Annotated in this window: 11 protein-coding genes; 3 read left to right on the forward strand and 8 right to left on the reverse strand. The window is 42.1% G+C overall.

The features are described from left to right. From ACFQZS_RS05160 to ACFQZS_RS05170, 3 genes are all read right to left on the reverse strand, one after another. Positions 1 to 726: a head GIN domain-containing protein gene (locus ACFQZS_RS05160; RefSeq protein ID WP_377097959.1), complete on the reverse strand. Its 726-nt coding sequence runs from the start codon at positions 724 to 726 to the stop codon at positions 1 to 3. A 190-nt stretch (positions 727 to 916) separates the two neighbouring features. Continuing rightward, positions 917 to 1,531: a GIN domain-containing protein gene (locus ACFQZS_RS05165; protein ID WP_377097961.1), complete on the reverse strand. Its 615-nt coding sequence runs from the start codon at positions 1,529 to 1,531 to the stop codon at positions 917 to 919. Positions 1,532 to 1,729: 198 nt separating this feature from the next. Then, entirely contained in the window at positions 1,730 to 3,616 is a 1,887-nt protein-coding gene (locus tag ACFQZS_RS05170) for a RecQ family ATP-dependent DNA helicase (protein WP_377097963.1), read from the reverse strand. 69 nt (positions 3,617 to 3,685) lie between these two features. Between ACFQZS_RS05170 and ACFQZS_RS05175 the strand changes: the two genes are divergently transcribed. Continuing rightward, a complete protein-coding gene (locus tag ACFQZS_RS05175) occupies positions 3,686 to 6,925 on the forward strand; it encodes an amidohydrolase family protein (protein WP_377097965.1) in 3,240 nt (1,079 codons plus the stop codon). 242 nt (positions 6,926 to 7,167) lie between these two features. Here ACFQZS_RS05175 and ACFQZS_RS05180 read toward each other — a convergent pair whose 3' ends face one another. The 4 genes from ACFQZS_RS05180 to ACFQZS_RS05195 all read right to left on the reverse strand — a co-directional run bounded on the left by ACFQZS_RS05180 (position 7,168) and on the right by ACFQZS_RS05195 (position 11,709). Then, the gene (locus ACFQZS_RS05180) at positions 7,168 to 7,965 is read right to left on the reverse strand and encodes a hypothetical protein (protein ID WP_377097967.1); all 798 of its coding nucleotides are present in this window, start codon (positions 7,963 to 7,965) and stop codon (positions 7,168 to 7,170) included. A 52-nt stretch (positions 7,966 to 8,017) separates the two neighbouring features. Next, the gene (locus tag ACFQZS_RS05185; RefSeq protein ID WP_377097969.1) at positions 8,018 to 8,734 is read right to left on the reverse strand and encodes a hypothetical protein; all 717 of its coding nucleotides are present in this window, start codon (positions 8,732 to 8,734) and stop codon (positions 8,018 to 8,020) included. Positions 8,735 to 8,814: 80 nt separating this feature from the next. Beyond that, on the reverse strand, positions 8,815 to 11,343 hold the full coding sequence (locus ACFQZS_RS05190; RefSeq protein ID WP_377097971.1) for a M56 family metallopeptidase: 2,529 nt from the start codon (positions 11,341 to 11,343) through the stop codon (positions 8,815 to 8,817). 3 nt (positions 11,344 to 11,346) lie between these two features. Continuing rightward, positions 11,347 to 11,709, reverse strand: coding sequence for a BlaI/MecI/CopY family transcriptional regulator (locus tag ACFQZS_RS05195; protein WP_377097973.1), 363 nt, complete (start codon positions 11,707 to 11,709; stop codon positions 11,347 to 11,349). A gap of 168 nt (positions 11,710 to 11,877) precedes the next feature. Between ACFQZS_RS05195 and argB the strand changes: the two genes are divergently transcribed. Beyond that, positions 11,878 to 12,675 (forward strand): acetylglutamate kinase, encoded by a 798-nt coding sequence (gene argB / locus ACFQZS_RS05200; protein WP_377097975.1) that lies wholly within the window; start codon positions 11,878 to 11,880, stop codon positions 12,673 to 12,675. Further along, positions 12,672 to 13,490, forward strand: coding sequence for a pyrroline-5-carboxylate reductase (gene proC, locus ACFQZS_RS05205; protein WP_377097976.1), 819 nt, complete (start codon positions 12,672 to 12,674; stop codon positions 13,488 to 13,490). The genes argB and proC overlap by 4 nt, the downstream gene beginning before the upstream one ends. A 2-nt stretch (positions 13,491 to 13,492) precedes the next feature. Here proC and ACFQZS_RS05210 read toward each other — a convergent pair whose 3' ends face one another. Continuing rightward, entirely contained in the window at positions 13,493 to 16,282 is a 2,790-nt protein-coding gene (locus ACFQZS_RS05210) for a PAS domain-containing hybrid sensor histidine kinase/response regulator (RefSeq protein ID WP_377097978.1), read from the reverse strand. Between the last annotated feature and the right edge of the window lie 191 nt (positions 16,283 to 16,473).

Here is a 16,473-nt window from a genome sequence, read left to right on the forward strand (position 1 = left end):
TTATTCTACTTTAGTAAGCGATAACGCGCCTGTTTTGCTTTTGTTGATAGTTGCGGGGCTGCCTTTGTATTTAATATCGCTTGCCCCGGTACTATGTATATTTAGTTCGTTCAATACATTTATCTCGCAATCGCTTTGGCCCGAGGTTTCTATTGAATAGTTGCCCACCACCAGATCAAAAGCGTGTACATTTCCGCTGCCGCTTAATTCAATAGCGTGAGAACGGGCTTGCCCCTTTAAAGTGATTTCACTCACACCACTTCCCTCCGTCTCAATATTAGACGCGGCAACGTCAATATCTATTTTTGTAGCTCCCGATAAATGCAGATCCAGATCGCCCAAATTAAGCCTGCCGTTTGACGTTATTTCAACTGCTCCTGATGCTGCTATTGATTTTAGATTGCGCACACCAATGGTGATGCTGATCTCTTTTGAGTTGCAGATGTTTTTATTGTCTGTTGATATTTTCAGCTTATCTCCACTCACATCTGTTTTTATAATGCTCAGGATATTATCGTCCGCATTGATGGTGATAGCATTAGAACTGTCTTGCACAAGTGTAACATTAAAGCTGCCTGCTATATCCAATTTAGTAAAAGCGCTTACCTGGCGTTTATCAGTAGCCTCCTTTCCGGAGCCTTCCAAGCAATTATTTTTGCAGGATTGGGTTGCCATTAATAAAAATGATACTGATGCTATGCCGATAAAATTGTAAAATGCTTTCATATGGATGTGTTGTTTGCTTTATGTGCCAACGTTTGTTAAAGCCTAATGTTTCAAAATTGCTGTAGGTATATGTTAGTATAAAGATATCTATATTAACGTAGCCAGCAACATTTTATGGGTAAAAAAAGCTATCCGTTACCGGGTAGCTTTTGGTAGAATCTATATAGAACTTTTGCAAAAGTGTGCTTAATTACAAGCTGGCCAGGTTGGCAGTATCAGCAGTTTTTTTTGGCGCAGACGGCGGCGTAGTTATGTTTTCTACACGGTTTGTTGCTGCCAGGTAGGTTCTGTTTACGGTTGCTGAGCGACTGTAATTCAGCTGATAATCTTCAATTGCTCCGCTGATGTCAGCTTTTGCACGGTTATTTACTGTAAACTTAGCTGTAAAAGCATCAACGTTAATTTGCGCAGCGGCATTATCGTTCAACACAACGTCAAGGTCAACTGATGAAAATCTGCCGAACGATTTGATCACAGCATTGTCAGATGCAGATATAGAACGCAGGTCGGTAACGGTTACCTCTATCACCACCTTATCAGTTTTGTAAGATGCTACACGTAAAACGCCGTTTTCATTTTGTACCATGGCGTTTTGGTTATAATAGCTGTCAAATACTTTTACGCCGTCTTTATTACCGTTGGTAACGTAGATCTCAACGTTGCCGTGGGCTTCAATACTTGTAATTGGTTTAACATTCTCTAAAACCGTAACGGTATTGTTGGTTTTTGTGTTGGCAAAAGTTGCGCTTGTGGTAGCTATACTTAAAGTAGCTAAAGTTATCAGGGTTAAAAATTTTGTTTTCATTGTCTTAATATTTTATCGTTGTAAATGTTTTTCCTTTTTAAATACGCCAATATGACGACGTCAGGCGGGAAAGGTTACAGCCAGATAGTGTATATTAGACAACGTGCGGGTTTTTGTCGGTAAACGGCGGTTTAGCGTCGGCGAAATTTTTTAAGAAGGAATGTATTTAAGCTGATTTCCGGGAGGATCTATCGCTTGCTACAGATAATATTTCTCGCCATTGAACCTGATCTTACCGGCATCAAGCAAAAGCCTGATGGTATCCAGTATCTCCTTTTCGCTACCATTTTTTATTGAACTTACCAGTGTGTCCAGATCTACCGGAGTATCGGCAAGTAATTGAGCTATACTATTTGTTATTTCATCCCTTATGTCGGCAGCGTTATACTTTCTTTTCTCTTCCAGGCAAACATCGCAAACGCCACATTTCCCTGCGCCGTACTCATCAAAATAATTCAGTAATAGCTGACTGCGGCATTGCTTATGCGACGCGTACGCAAAAACGGCTTCCATTTTACGCAGGTATAAAGCTTTACGTTCTTCAATATAAGCTTTATTGATGTATAGTTGTTGCTGACGCGGCTTTATAAACGTTAACTGCGGCTGATCGTTTTGCGGAAAGTAATTGAGCAATCCGTATTCCTGCAATTGTTTAAGCCCTTCAATAACCTGCTGAACGCTGAGGCCGCTTCTGCGCGAGATATCAAACTCCCTTAAACTTACGTAACTTTCAAATGCTCCGCCGTATGATCGCAATATCGATTTTATAAAAGCATCCCAACCCTGATTTTGTATCTGGAAATTGTACAGCGTTTCGTGATCCACATCAAAACGGAAACGTGAGGGCAAAAACGCGCTTTCATTAAAGCTGATGTATTCGTCTTTCTCTAAAAATTTTAAAGCGTTAAGCGTTTTTATAACATCCAGCTTAAAACGTGAGCAAAAATCGCCCAGATCCAAATCAAAGCTTACTCCGGCACCCGCGTTAAAAGCTATGTGGTAGTAACTGCCTAAATGATTGTATACTTTCTTAATTTCATCAACTGACGGAAAACTCAACTCAAACTTCTTCAGCATTTTAAACCTGTCAGCCTCGTTATATAGCAAAACGGCGTAGGCCTTAAACTCATCGCGCCCTGCCCTGCCTGCTTCCTGGTAATAGGCTTCTAAACTTTGGGGTACATCTTTATGTATAACAAATCTAACATCGGGCTTATCTATGCCCATGCCAAAAGCGTTGGTAGCTACAACAACACGGGTTTGATTATTTTTCCAGCTTTCCTGTTTTTTAGCCCGTTCATCCGGTGTAAGGCCGGCATGGTATATATCAGCTTTAACGCGGTTATCGGTCAGAAATCTGGCCAATTCGGCACATTCCCTGCGGGTTTGAACATATACAATTCCGCTGCCTTTTACATTATTTACAACTTCAAGCAGCTTGCGTAATTTGTCCTCTTCGTGCCGTACTACATAGGCAATGTTTTTACGCTCAAAACTTTTGGTGAATACAGCGGGATTCTTAAAATTAAGTTTTTGTTGAATATCTTCCCTTACATCCAGCGTTGCTGTAGCCGTTAAAGCCAAAACCGGTACTTGCGGGTGCAGTTCGCGCAGATCGGCAATATGCAAATAGGGCGGCCTGAAATCATACCCCCATTGTGATATACAATGCGCCTCGTCAACCGCAAACAGATTAACGTTCATGTATTTAATGCGTTCCCGCACCAGTTCAGAAAGCAAACGCTCAGGCGACAGATACAAAAACTTTACACCACCATATATACAATTGTCTAACGCTATATCAACCTCGCGCTTGCCCATTCCGGATACGATGGCAATGGCCTCGATCCCTTTAGCTTTCAGATTCTCTACCTGATCCTTCATCAGCGCTATTAGCGGAGAAACCACTATGCATATCCCCTCTTTGGCCATGGCAGGCACCTGGAAACAAACAGATTTGCCGCCGCCGGTAGGTAACAGCGCCAAGGTATCATAACCCAATAAAACCGACTGAATAATATCTTCCTGCATCGGCCGGAAAGTATCGTGGTTCCAATAGTTTTTTAGGATTTCGTGGATGGTCATGTTATTTGTGGCGCTTTCAAAACTATTAAAATGTATCAATAGTTTTAACTTAGCCGTTATAAAGATGAAATGATGAAGCTACTATACATATGTTCTCTTCTGTTTGCTATTTCGTTACCCGCTTTGGCTCAAACCAAATGGAACGTAGAAAACCCACCGGGTACGTCAAAAAAAGTTACTATAGCTACCGATGAGGGTACCTGGATGAATGTGGATGTTAGTCCAGATGGTAAGACTATTGTTTTTGACTTGCTGGGCGATATTTACACTATGCCTGTAAACGGCGGCAAGGCAACCCTCCTTTCCGGCGGCAAGTCATGGGAGGTGCAGCCGCGTTTTAGCCCGGATGGAAAATTGATCTCCTTTACCAGCGACAGGGACGGCGGCGATAATATCTGGATAATGAATGCCGATGGCGGCAGCAGGCATGCGATTACAAAAGAAACCTTCAGGCTATTAAATAATGCATCGTGGACACCAGACGGGCAGTATCTGGTAGCACGTAAACATTTTACAGGTACGCGCTCGTTAGGTGCCGGCGAAATGTGGCTTTATCACAAAACGGGCGGTGAAGGCGTTCAGCTTACCAAACGTAAAAACGACCAACAAGACGCTGGCGAACCCATTGCTTCGCCCGATGGTAACTACATTTATTGGAGCGAGGATGTAACCCCCGGTCCTACTTTTCAATATAACAAGGATCCTTACGCGGGTATTTATGCTATAAAGCGCCTGGACAGAAAAACCGGAGAAATTGAAACCGTAACCGGTGGTGCAGGCGGCGCATGCCGGCCACAGCTATCACCTGACGGGAAACTGATGGCTTTTGTAAAGCGCTCCAGGTTGAAATCGGTGTTGTACCTGCGTAACCTGGAAACTGCAGAGGAGTGGCCGGTATACGATGACCTGTCGCACGACCAGCAGGAAACATGGGCGATATTTGGAACTTACCCCAATTTTAACTGGACGCCCGACGGAAAACACATCATATTTTATGCAAAAGGGAAAATAAGGAATCTAGATATAGAGGCTGCTACCACTACGCAAATACCTTTTGAGGTAACATCAGCACAGACCATTACAGACGCGCTGCATTTTCAGCAAAAGGTTTACCAGGAAGAATTCACCCCCAAAATGATAAGAGAGCTTACCACCTCGCCAGATGGTAAATTTGTGGCATTTAACGCCGCCGGCTACCTTTATATAAAAGAATTACCTAAGGGAGACCCTGTTAGGATTGATACATTAAAGTATTTTCAATATGACCCCGCTTTTAGCCCTGATGGTAAATCGCTTGTGTATGTAGCATGGAGCGATGAACTTAAGGGAGCTATAAACAGCATAGATCTTGCCACCAAACAGGTTACCCGCATCACTACCGAAAAAGGTTTTTACTACACACCCCGCTTTTCTAATAAAGGCGATAAAATTATCTATCGCAAAGGCGAGGGCAATAATGTATTGGGTTATGCCTTTGGCACTAATCCTGGTGTTTACATCATTCCTGCCACGGGCGGGCAACCGCAGCTAATCAGCAAAGTGGGGATCAACGTTCAGTTCTCTGCTGATGACAGCAAGATCTACTACCAGACCAGCGAGAACGACAACAAGGTTTTTAAGGTCATGGACATTACCGGGGCTCACATACAAACGCTGTACACATCAAAATACGCCACCCAATTCGCGCCAAGCCCTGACGGTAAGTGGATGGCTTTTACAGAGTTGTTTAACTGCTATTTAACGCCAATGGTTAATACCGGCAGCCCGCAGGAACTCTCTGCCAATAACAAGGCTTTGCCACTCAATAAACTTACGCGCGATGCAGGCACCTATATCCATTGGAGTAAGGACAGTCAAAAGCTGATGTGGACCCTTGGGCCAAAGTATTTTACACGCGATATCCGCAATGCCTTCCCCTTTGCCGAAGGGGGTGCTGACAAAACCCCTCCTATTGATACTATTGGTGTTGATATAGGCTTAAAACTTAAAACCGACCTGCCTCAAGGTAAGATAGCGTTCACCAACGCGCGTATTGTTTCCATGAAGGGTGATGAAGTAATAGAGAAAGGTACTATCGTGGTAGATCAGAATAAAATAACCGCCATAGGCAAATCTGCTGATATAGAGGTACCTGCTGACGCGAAGGTATACGACGTGGCGGGTAAAACCATCATCCCAGGCATGGTTGATGTACACGCGCATTTAAACCCCAGCCCTGATGGTGTAAGTCCGCAGCAAGACTGGAACTACTATTCTAACCTGGCTTACGGTGTAACTACCGCCCATGACCCATCAAGCAGTACCGAAATGGCGCTGAGCCAGTCTGAAATGTTAAAAGCGGGTGCTATGGTGGGCCCGAGGGTTTACACAACCGGCACAATATTGTACGGTGCCGATGGCGATTTTAAAGCGGTGATAAACAGCTTAGATGATGCCCTATCTCACCTGCGCAGGTTAAAGGCGGTGGGCGCTTTTTCAGTAAAGAGCTATAACCAGCCCCGCCGCGAGCAGCGGCAACAGGTAATTGAGGCCGCCCGCTTGCTGCAGCTGGAAGTAGTGCCCGAAGGCGGCTCAACCTATTTTACCAACATGAACATGATATTGGATGGGCATACGGGTATTGAACACAACATACCTGTTTGGCCTGTTTACAAGGATGTTAAAAGCCTTTGGAACGCCAGCAAAACCGGTTACACCCCTACGCTGATTGTGGCCTACGGCACCCAGTTTGGAGAGAACTATTGGTATGACCGTACTGAAGTTTGGAAGAACGACAGGCTGCTTAACAATGTCCCCCCTTCTATTGTCGATGCGCGTTCGCGGAGGCGCGGTACTGCTGAGTATGGCGATTACGGGCATATTGAGGTATCTAAATACGTAAAACAGATAAGCGATGGCGGCACTAAAATTAACTTAGGCTCACATGGGCAATTGCAGGGGCTTGGCGCGCATTGGGAGTTGTGGATGCTGGCTCAAGGCGGTATGTCGCCCATGCAGGTGCTGCGTAGCGCCACCATAAACGGCGCGGCTTATTTGGGTATGGATAAAGAGATAGGATCATTAGAGAAAGGCAAACTGGCCGACCTGGTTATCCTCAACCAAAACCCGCTGGACGATATCCGTAACAGTGATAATATTAAATATGTTATGGTGAACGGCAGGCTTTATGACGCTGAAACTATGAACGAGACCGGAAGCGGCAATAAACTGCGTATGAACTTTTGGTGGCAGCAAGGCCATGGCAGCGGTATAGTGCTCCCGGTAAATAATACCGAGACTTACCAGTTTACCAGCGATAACAGCGATTAATTTAAACGGTAACTGTTGCAGAGATATAGGCAACAGTTTGCAACACTTGCAACAGTATTTTTTTCATGTAGTTGATTATCAGTTTTTTATAACTATTACACGTTTAAACATGCAACACTTTGCAACACACTTATTCGTCAGTAAAATTAGCTTCAAAGTTTAAATAAATTACTGATTATTAGATAATTAAAAAACGCCAAAATCTACTTCAAAAACTGTTGCACCTGCAACAGCAAAAACCATTACTTAGCTAAAGTATACTCACCTGATACGTTGGTGTCGTTAATTAGCTCCTTTAATGGTATAACACCGGGGTCAGTGGTTGGATTGGAATTATTTATTAATTCCTTCAATTGAAACGAGACGCTATTTCCATCTACTTCTTTTCCATTCATATTTACTGTGACAGTACCGAATGACATTCCGTTAGCCTGTAAGGTGTATTTGATAACTGACTTAGAACTTACAGCAGATTTAAGGTACTTCAATGGGATAGCTATTTCGCAGCCGTATGTATTTTTATCTGTCATATAACCTGCCGCGGTTATTCCATAATCATTGTAAATTGAAATAACATCCTCATTAAAACCATCAAAATTCTTTATGGCGATGGTTTTAAGCGAACCGGCAATAGCGCTATTTATCTCTTTTACGTCCGCCGATGTGTCTTTCATTAAATTTGTAATAATGGCCTGCCTGTCTTTGGGCATTGCCGAATAGGTTAAACTACTTACAGCATTTTTCTCTGTACCGGAGGTCTTAGTAAAAATCAGACTTATTCCCCCAGACCATACCTTATCTCTTATTCCCGAAATTTTGGTTTGTGTAACCAGGTAAAGGTTTTGGCTATCGTTGGCTATTGAATATAATAAACCGGTAGCGCTGTTGTAAGCTTTAAAACTGCCCCACTCTGTTGCCTTACCATCTATTTTAATGTTGACCGGCGCTTTTAAACTTATCTCCTGTTTATTGGGTAATTTTTGCGCCTGTACGGTTATAGCGGCAACTACTGCAAAAAAGGTTAGTGTAAATTGTTTCATGTGCTATTTTGGGTTAGCGATGCTTAAAACTTTGTAATTAGCTTTTTGGGGACTAAAATTCAGCCTGACTATTAAAGTCAAAAACCAAATCATAACCTTCCAGGTTAAGGCCGCGCTCTTTGGCTCTGCCGGCGCTGCTTCCGATACGTATGCCTGTTCCGTATTCGGCATTGTCAACCGGAAATAATCGTTTAAATTCCGCCTCATTATAAACCTTGTCTTTAATAACAAAGGCTATTTTGCCACCGGGTGCCAGGTCTCCGGAAGATCCACCTCCGTTTGCGCGTCTTATTCTTGCCTCATCACGCAACCTCCCGTCATTGTCAGTGTAAGTAAAACGCGAAAAGAACAGCCCTTTTACCTCTTCTTTTTTTAACAAATATTGCTTTTCGTTAGCTGTAAGATAGGTTATTTGCTTGTTGTGCGTTTTTATTTCAACAATGCCGTCTTTTCCTTTTTCACCATATTCTGTATCGCCATTGTTAGCATACACTAACATATTGCCTCGTATACATTTGGTGCTGATTTTATACAGTATTTCTTTATCATACTGAACGCCATCAATTAACACCAAGGGATTTTGGCCTAAGCGTTCAATGCCATCAATAGCGCTGAGGCGTACAGTGTCAGTTCCAGAGTCGATTAATTTGCCATCAATTTTAACATTAGAAGGCGCATTTAAACTTACCTCCTGTTTGCTGGGTAGTTTTTGCGCATTAACACATAGTGAAGATATTGTCAATATCAAAATTGAAATAAATTGTTTCATGATAAAGTTTAGGTAGCGTTCAAAAGTAGATTAAGCCGTTAATATCACAACGACTTATTAGAATTGGTAAGGTACTGGCGTTAAGGTTTAAAAGCATAAACCGCGCCCGATTTAAGGCGCATATTCAATCGTTGCTGTCCTAAATCGCGGATGATCACTTCCTGTTCTTCCTTGTTTTTTATAATATTCTGGTTCCTGTATAACTCAAAGTGTGCAGCAACTTTATTCTCATCCGGATTAAATGCCGCAGCAACACCTAATACCTGCCCGTCTTTAATTTCCTGCCCGTTAGACACGTTCACATTTTTAAGATTTGAGTAGGCAGCAAAATATTCGCCGTTTTTTACTATTATAAGATAGGTGGTACCCATAATTTCTTTAACAGTTACCACCTTCCCTGAAAACCGGGCTGCTACAAGTGAATCATTTAGATTTTTGTTGGCTGACTTCGGAGCAGGAACACTGTTTATCAAGTCTTTTTTTATAGTAACATCAATATTTCCGGATTTTTTATCTGCAGGTTTATCAGCATCGGGAATGAATTCTTTACCGTCAACCATAATTTTTACCTTTTTTTTAAGCTCACCGTTTACGTCTGGTATAGGCTTAGGTGTTTGCGTGGCATCGGGAATGAATTCTTTACCGTCAACTATAATTTTCATCGTTTTTTTAAGATCACCGTTTACGTCTGTTACAGGCTTAGGGGTTTGCGTGGCATCGGGTATGAATTCCTTACCATTAAGCATTATTTTATTCACTTTTTTGCCATTAAACCACCGGGAGCCATCAGCTCTTGTTTCAAACCCCGATAAATTGGCAACCATTTCGTTAAAAGTCTTCTTGCCATTACCAACGGTATCTTTAGCCGCCTTTGCCATTTCTGCGGCTGCTTTGGCGTCAGGTTTTTTAATGCCGTTAATAACACCCACTTTACCTGCATCAATTTTAACAGGCTCATAAAACTTATAGAACCAGTCGGGGTTTTTTATTCCGTAATCGCTTATATCAGCAGATAACGCAACCCAGTCGTTTACCTTATAGGTTTTTGCACCGGTTTTAGCCTCGTGTATAAAACGCAACCTTACATGGTCGCCATCTTTTATACTATTCAGATCGGGTGCGCCAGGCTTAAAGCTTAAATTAAATTTGTAACCATTTACTCTTTCAAAAACAGCCGTTTTCCATTTCCCGTTTGCATATTTGGTAATGTTAGTTATTTGTCCATCGGCAAAGCGTACTTTGTTGGCTTCATATAAAAACGGGGAAACGGGTATTTTATCCGCCTCAACCAGCCGGAATATTTCCTTACCGTTTTTAACAACATAAGCGGGCGTTATTGTAACCGGCAGATCCGGGCCTGCGCCTGCACCAAAAACTTTTATACTAAGTTCATCGCCCTTGCTTAATTGGTTATTAAGCTGTTTTCCCTGTCCGTACCAGCTAAGCAGCAAAAACTCATTGCCACTGGTTTTTTCTTTAACTATTTTGCCTGTAAACCTGCCTTGCTTATTGGTATAATCATCCAAAACAGTTACAGCTATCACTTTTGAACCCAGCGATTTAGACAATTCCATTTTTTCTTTACCTTCCGGCGATTGCATGTACGCCAACATCTTTGCCTTGCCTTCATCGTCTGCTTTTACCTGCGCTGCTGTACGTTTTGTTTTTTGCCGGTACTTTACTTTCGTGGTATCCGCAACATCAGACACATTTGTTTTTTTAACATCCGGCTCTTCGTTTTCCAGTTTGGCAAAGGCCAGGCAGCTTATTAATACCACGGGTATAACAAGCAGGTAGATAACTTTTCTCATGCGATTGGTTGGTTTAGTAAATAACATTGTAATACGTTTCTTTAAGGGTACCATACTAAAATTATGGTAAAGCGTACCCTGCCTTGCTACTGATAAATGAAACAGCAGCTCGGCGTATTGGGTTCTGTCGGTTGAGTTGCTTATCGCGCGGTCCACCTCAAACTCATGGTTCTCTTCAATGGCACTGGCATATAGGTAAACAAATGGGTTAAACCATAAAAACACCTGGGCAATTTTTACTAATATCCTGTCGGCAGAGTGGTATAGTTTAACATGCAGCATTTCGTGCGCTATAATTTGCTCCAGTTCATCGCTGCTCAGCTCGTTATCATTCAAAAAAATGTAATTAAAAAACGAGCCATTGCTTAAATGCTTATCTCCTTTTACTATATGCACACCGGCAATTTTCATTTTCTTTTTATTGCTAACCCGCGTTAAAAACTTTACCACCACCAACAACAGCCTTAGCAATAATGCTCCTACCGATACGGTGTAGATCAAACTTACCAGCGCCGCCCAGTTGATCTCAACATTTTGACGTGCATCGTTAGTTATGACCACATCCTGCGGCACCTGCATTTTGTTGATGTATACCACCTGCTGTATAACCTGCGGATAGCTTTCCTGCTGATGAACCGTTATGGTAAGCAACGGAATAATAAAACATATAGCCAGCGTGATAACTAAATACCATCTGTTAATAGTAAAAAAGGTGTATCTGCTAAGCAGCAGGTAATAAAACAGGTAAAATATACCCACACACGCACTCACCTGAAGAAGATAAACTATGGCGTTCATACCCTATTTGTTTTTATTGATGATATCTCTTATTTTATCCATATCCTCTTTGCTCAACTGTTCCTCTTTCACCATAAATGATACCAGGCTCCCTACCGAATCATCAAAATAACCGGATATCATTTTCTTAAAAAATTGCTTACGATACTCCGCCTTGGTTATAGCCGGAAAATACTCATAGGTTTTACCATAGGCCTTATAATCCAGATAGCCTTTCTTCTCCAGCAGCCGCACTACAGACGATATGGTGTTATAAGGCGGTTTAGGGTCATCAGGCAGGGCATCTATAACGTCTTTAACAAAGCAGCGTTTCAGCTTCCATATTATCTGCATTACGCGCTCTTCGGTTTTGGTTAACTCTTCCATAAATCAAACTTAAAACTAATTTTTCAGTTATCAAACTATTTTTTCAGTTATATAACGTTTTTATACGTTTTTATAACTTTTACATTGTTTTGAGGTAAAAAACATCTTTTTAGCAGGTAATTGCACGGTTTTTAATTAATTTTGACTATTATTAGGTAATTAATGTCTATGAATAGCCTGTATATCATTAAAATTGGGGGTAATGTTATTGATAACTCAGAAAATCTTTACCATTTTCTGAAAGATTTTAAGGATTTAGCAGGATATAAGATATTGGTGCACGGGGGCGGAAAGATAGCCACACAGGTAGGCGACAGCCTTGGGATAGAATCGCGGATGGTTGATGGGCGCAGGATAACTGATGTTGAAACACTGCGGGTGGTAACCATGGTGTACGGCGGGTTGGTAAACAAAAATATAGTTGCCCAGCTGCAGCGTTTTGGCACCAATGCCTTAGGACTTACGGGGGCCGATGGCAATTTAATTACTGCCAAAAAGCGCCCGGTGAAAACTATAGATTATGGCTTTGTAGGCGATATTTATGATGGGTCTGTAAATACCGAAGGGCTAAGCAACCTTTTAACTGCAGGCTTCACGCCCGTTTTTTGCGCTTTGACGCATGATGGGGATGGGCAGTTGCTTAATACCAATGCTGATACTATAGCATCGGCACTGGCGGTGGCCATGTCTGGCGTGTTTGATACCACGCTGATATATTGCTTTGAAAAGAAAGGCGTGCTGATGGATATAGATGATGAGGAATCAGTTATAAGGGATATAGACCCGGTACGTTACGAAGAATTAAAAATACAGCAGATCATTCACAGTGGAATGCTACCTAAACTTGACAACGCGTTTACAGCGATAGCCTGTGGCGTTAAAGCGGTAGTAATAGGCCGCTCAGACGATCTGGGGAATATTACACAGAAAAAACCATTTGGTACACGATTAAGTAGAAACACATGAGTTCGCAACAACATGTTGCCATTTTAGGCAGCGGAAATATTGGTTTATCATTAGCAAAGGGCCTGGTAAAGTCGGGTCAATGGGAGCCGCAGCAAATAACACTTACCCGCAGAAATTTAGATCTGCTGGATGAGTACACAGCTTTAGGCTACCAGGTAACCTCAAATAACCTTAAGGCCGCCAAACGTGCTGATATTGTTATTTTGGCTGTATTGCCGCAGCAGCTGAACAAACTGCTTGACGAGATAAAGCCGGCCATAAAATCAGAGAAACAACTATTGGTATCTGTTATATCCGGCGTAAGTTGTGAGGATATCCGCTCTTATCTTGAAATGAACGTTCAGGTAGTTAGGGCGATGCCGAATACCGCAATTGCCATTGGCGACTCCATGACCTGCATTGCTACTGATAACGGCAGCGTTAAAAATGTTAACCTGGTTAAATCATTATTTGATACGGTGGGCGTAAGCATACAGATAAATGAGGAACTGATGACATCGGCCACGGCCTTATGCGCCTGCGGCATAGCATTCTTTTTACGCTCGGTACGCGCGGCTTCACAAGGTGGTACAGAAATTGGCTTCCATGCCCACGACGCGCTAAAAATGGCGGCTCAAACTGCTAAGGGTGCCGCTAACCTGCTGCTGCAATTAGCATCACACCCTGAACAGGAAATAGACAAGGTAACATCGCCTAAAGGTTGTACCATTGCCGGCCTTAACGAAATGGAACACAACGGCTTCAGCTCGGCTATGATAAAGGGTATAAAGCTTTCTGCAGAAAAAGCGGGTGATCTTTACAAAAGCGACGATTAATATCAGATCTTCTTGTAAAACGACGATACCATACTAAAAAACGCATCAGGAACGAATGGTTTTGTTAAATAATCATTCATACCGCAGGCAATGGCTTTATCATAAGTTTCGGGCATAGCATCGGCTGTAAGCGCTATTATGGGTACCTCGGTGTTAAACTCTCTTATTTTTTGGGTAGCTTCAAAACCGTTCATTACAGGCATTTGTAAATCCATTATGATAAGGTCATAGCGTTTTTTTGCTACAATTTGAACCGCCTGTTCGCCATTAATGGCTTCATCAACATTCACCTGCCACCTTTTTAAAAACTTTGAGGCGATAAGGAGGTTCATTTTATTATCATCAACAATAAGCACCTCCATTCCATCCATACTCAGAATATTATTAGTTTCAACCGTTTTTTCCGGCTGCGGATGCGAGGCTTCTGGCAAAACAAACGTAATTACAAAAACAAACTGCGATCCTTTCCCCTCTTCGCTAATTACAGAAATATCGCTTTTATGCAAATTAATTAATCGCTTGGTTATGGCAAGCCCCAGGCCCGTACCGGTGTTGGCCGGCTGATTAACCACCGGGTCCTGAACAAAGGGATCAAATATTAAAGATTGGTTTTCCGGGGATATTCCAATGCCTGTATCCGTAACAATAAATTTCACTGTTATCTCTTTTTCACTGGCTCTAAGCACCTGTAGGCGTAAGGTTATCTTTCCTTTTTCAGTAAACTTTATAGCATTACTTATCAGGTTATTTAGTATCTGGCTCAACCGCACCTGGTCGCCCAACAAAACTGGCGGGATACCGTCATCCACCAGCAGGTCCAGATGCAAATTTTTCTCGGCGGCCCGCGCGCTGAAAGCTTGCCTGGTTTTTTGCGCCAGCTGGGGCAGGTCAAATTTTATCTGGTTAAGCTCAAGCTTTCCGGCCTCGATCTTATTATAATCTAAAATATCATTAATAATAGCCAGCAGGTTCTCGCCAGAAAATTTAAGGATGTTAAGGTATTCCAACTGCTCGGGCTTGGGGCTATCGTTTAACAACAAATTGGTGGTGCCTATCACAGCATTCATCGGCGTGCGTATCTCATGGCTCATGGTAGACAGAAACTCAGACTTGAACCTGGAAGAACGCTCAGCGATTTCCTTAGCTGATATAAGCTCCTGCGTAGCCCGTTGCTGTTCAGTAATATCCTCGCCAATGCCGGTAATTTCGTCAATATCGCCATTCTCGTCCCGGGTCATGGTGTTTTGCCAGGTTATCAATCGCTCGCTGCCATCGCGGCATATTATTGCGTTGGTATACTTATTAGGTAAGGCATCACCGGCAATCATGCCGCTTACGTGCTGCCGTATATCAGCCGGAATAAAATGTTCAAACCAATTTATCTCCAGCATCTCGCTTTGCTCATACCCCAATAAATTAGCCAGGTATTGATTGCAAAAAATAACATTGCCCAGGCGGTCTATGGTAATAGCTGCCAGCTTAACCTTTTCTAAAACGCGTTTGTATTTATTTTCTGTACGCTCGTAGTCAAGTTCGGCCTGCTTTTGTTCGGTTACATCCTGCAGGGTTCCTATTACTTTATGCAGCTCGCCTTTTTCATTACGTAATATTTTTCCTATAATAACGCTTATGTACTTTAGCTTCTTTTGCGGCGTGGTAATTCTAAAAACACAGGTATGCCCTGAAACAACTGTTCCTTTTTTACATAATTCGCGAATAATGGTTCTGTCATTCTCGTGCGTGTTTTTCAATAACAGCTTAAACGGTGCCATTTGAATAAGCTGATTTGGATCAACTTCAAAAATATTCAGCAACTCGTCTGAGTAAGTTAATTTGTTTGATGACGGCCGCCAGCTCCAGTTACCTATTTTAGCTATGGTCTGTGCTTCTATTAATTCTGCGCGGCTGCGCTTAATAATTTTTTCAGACAGTTTTATATCGGTTATATCCTGTATAATACCGAATATTCTTTGTAAAACCCCCTCATCATTAAGTAATTTATCCCCAATAACTATCTTGATGTATTTAAGTTCGCCGGCAGGGGTTATTAAGCGGTGCTCATACTGCTTAAGATTTGATGTGGCGATGGTGATTAAAAAGTTCCTGCATTCTTCCTGATCGTCCGGATGAACCAGGCTCATATAAAACTCAAATGTTTGCAAGCCGCCCGGGGCCGTTTCAACGCCAAGAATATTTAAAAAACTGTCTGATAAATAAACAATTTCGCCCTTACTATCATAAAGCCAGTTGCCTATTTTAGCTACGTGCTGTGCTTCCAGTAAAAGCAGTTCTTTCTCTTTTAACGCGTCCTCATATTTTTTTTGCTCGGATATGTCTGTTACTGATGCCGATATGCGTTTTAGGTAATTACCAGACTCATCAAATACAGGTGTAGCCTTAGCCATTAACCACGCGCCGGTGCCATGATCAGAGATATATTGCAGCGAAGTGGGTCGTCTGTGTTCTATAACATAATCAAGCGCGTTATTAAACTTAAGCGCTTTTTCATAGCCAATTATCTCTTCCAGCTTTTTGTTTAAACAAACCCGCGGATCAACAACCCGCTCAACCTGCTCATTGAACCATACGTTTACGCAAACTTTATCTTCGTTAAACTCAAATATTACATCGTTAAGCGAGTTAAGCAGGGCGTTTAGATTTTCGCTGGTTTTTAGCTGATTGGCCAGTTTTTTATCCGCCTTTTTAACCCATAAACGCATCAGTATTATAACAACTGCGCTAAGGCTTACGGTGCCCAGAAATGCAAATAAAAGGTAGAGGCTAAAACTCATTTAAAAGGCGATAACGTTTGCGCTAAATTATGCAATTAATGTAGTAATTAATATCAAATTAACCATCACATATCATGGTGGTAATCAAGTACAAAAAATAACGTTTTCGGGACAGCTTTTTTACAATTGACAGAAGCGTCAGTGTCTTTTTTACGCTTTCATTTTATATATTTGCTGCTTATTAAACATTC

This window comes from Mucilaginibacter calamicampi (assembly GCF_042676765.1).
In the GTDB taxonomy this organism is placed as follows: domain Bacteria; phylum Bacteroidota; class Bacteroidia; order Sphingobacteriales; family Sphingobacteriaceae; genus Mucilaginibacter; species Mucilaginibacter calamicampi.

Coding starts and splice junctions, on each gene's coding strand:
- ACFQZS_RS05170 (WP_377097963.1), bottom strand. CDS start 3,616: ATGACCATCCACGAAATCCTAAAAAACTATTGGAACCACGATACTTTC.
- ACFQZS_RS05190 (WP_377097971.1), bottom strand. CDS start 11,343: ATGAACGCCATAGTTTATCTTCTTCAGGTGAGTGCGTGTGTGGGTATA.
- ACFQZS_RS05165 (WP_377097961.1), bottom strand. CDS start 1,531: ATGAAAACAAAATTTTTAACCCTGATAACTTTAGCTACTTTAAGTATA.
- argB (WP_377097975.1), top strand. CDS start 11,878: ATGAATAGCCTGTATATCATTAAAATTGGGGGTAATGTTATTGATAAC.
- ACFQZS_RS05210 (WP_377097978.1), bottom strand. CDS start 16,282: ATGAGTTTTAGCCTCTACCTTTTATTTGCATTTCTGGGCACCGTAAGC.
- ACFQZS_RS05185 (WP_377097969.1), bottom strand. CDS start 8,734: ATGAAACAATTTATTTCAATTTTGATATTGACAATATCTTCACTATGT.
- ACFQZS_RS05195 (WP_377097973.1), bottom strand. CDS start 11,709: ATGGAAGAGTTAACCAAAACCGAAGAGCGCGTAATGCAGATAATATGG.
- ACFQZS_RS05175 (WP_377097965.1), top strand. CDS start 3,686: ATGATGAAGCTACTATACATATGTTCTCTTCTGTTTGCTATTTCGTTA.
- ACFQZS_RS05180 (WP_377097967.1), bottom strand. CDS start 7,965: ATGAAACAATTTACACTAACCTTTTTTGCAGTAGTTGCCGCTATAACC.
- proC (WP_377097976.1), top strand. CDS start 12,672: ATGAGTTCGCAACAACATGTTGCCATTTTAGGCAGCGGAAATATTGGT.
- ACFQZS_RS05160 (WP_377097959.1), bottom strand. CDS start 726: ATGAAAGCATTTTACAATTTTATCGGCATAGCATCAGTATCATTTTTA.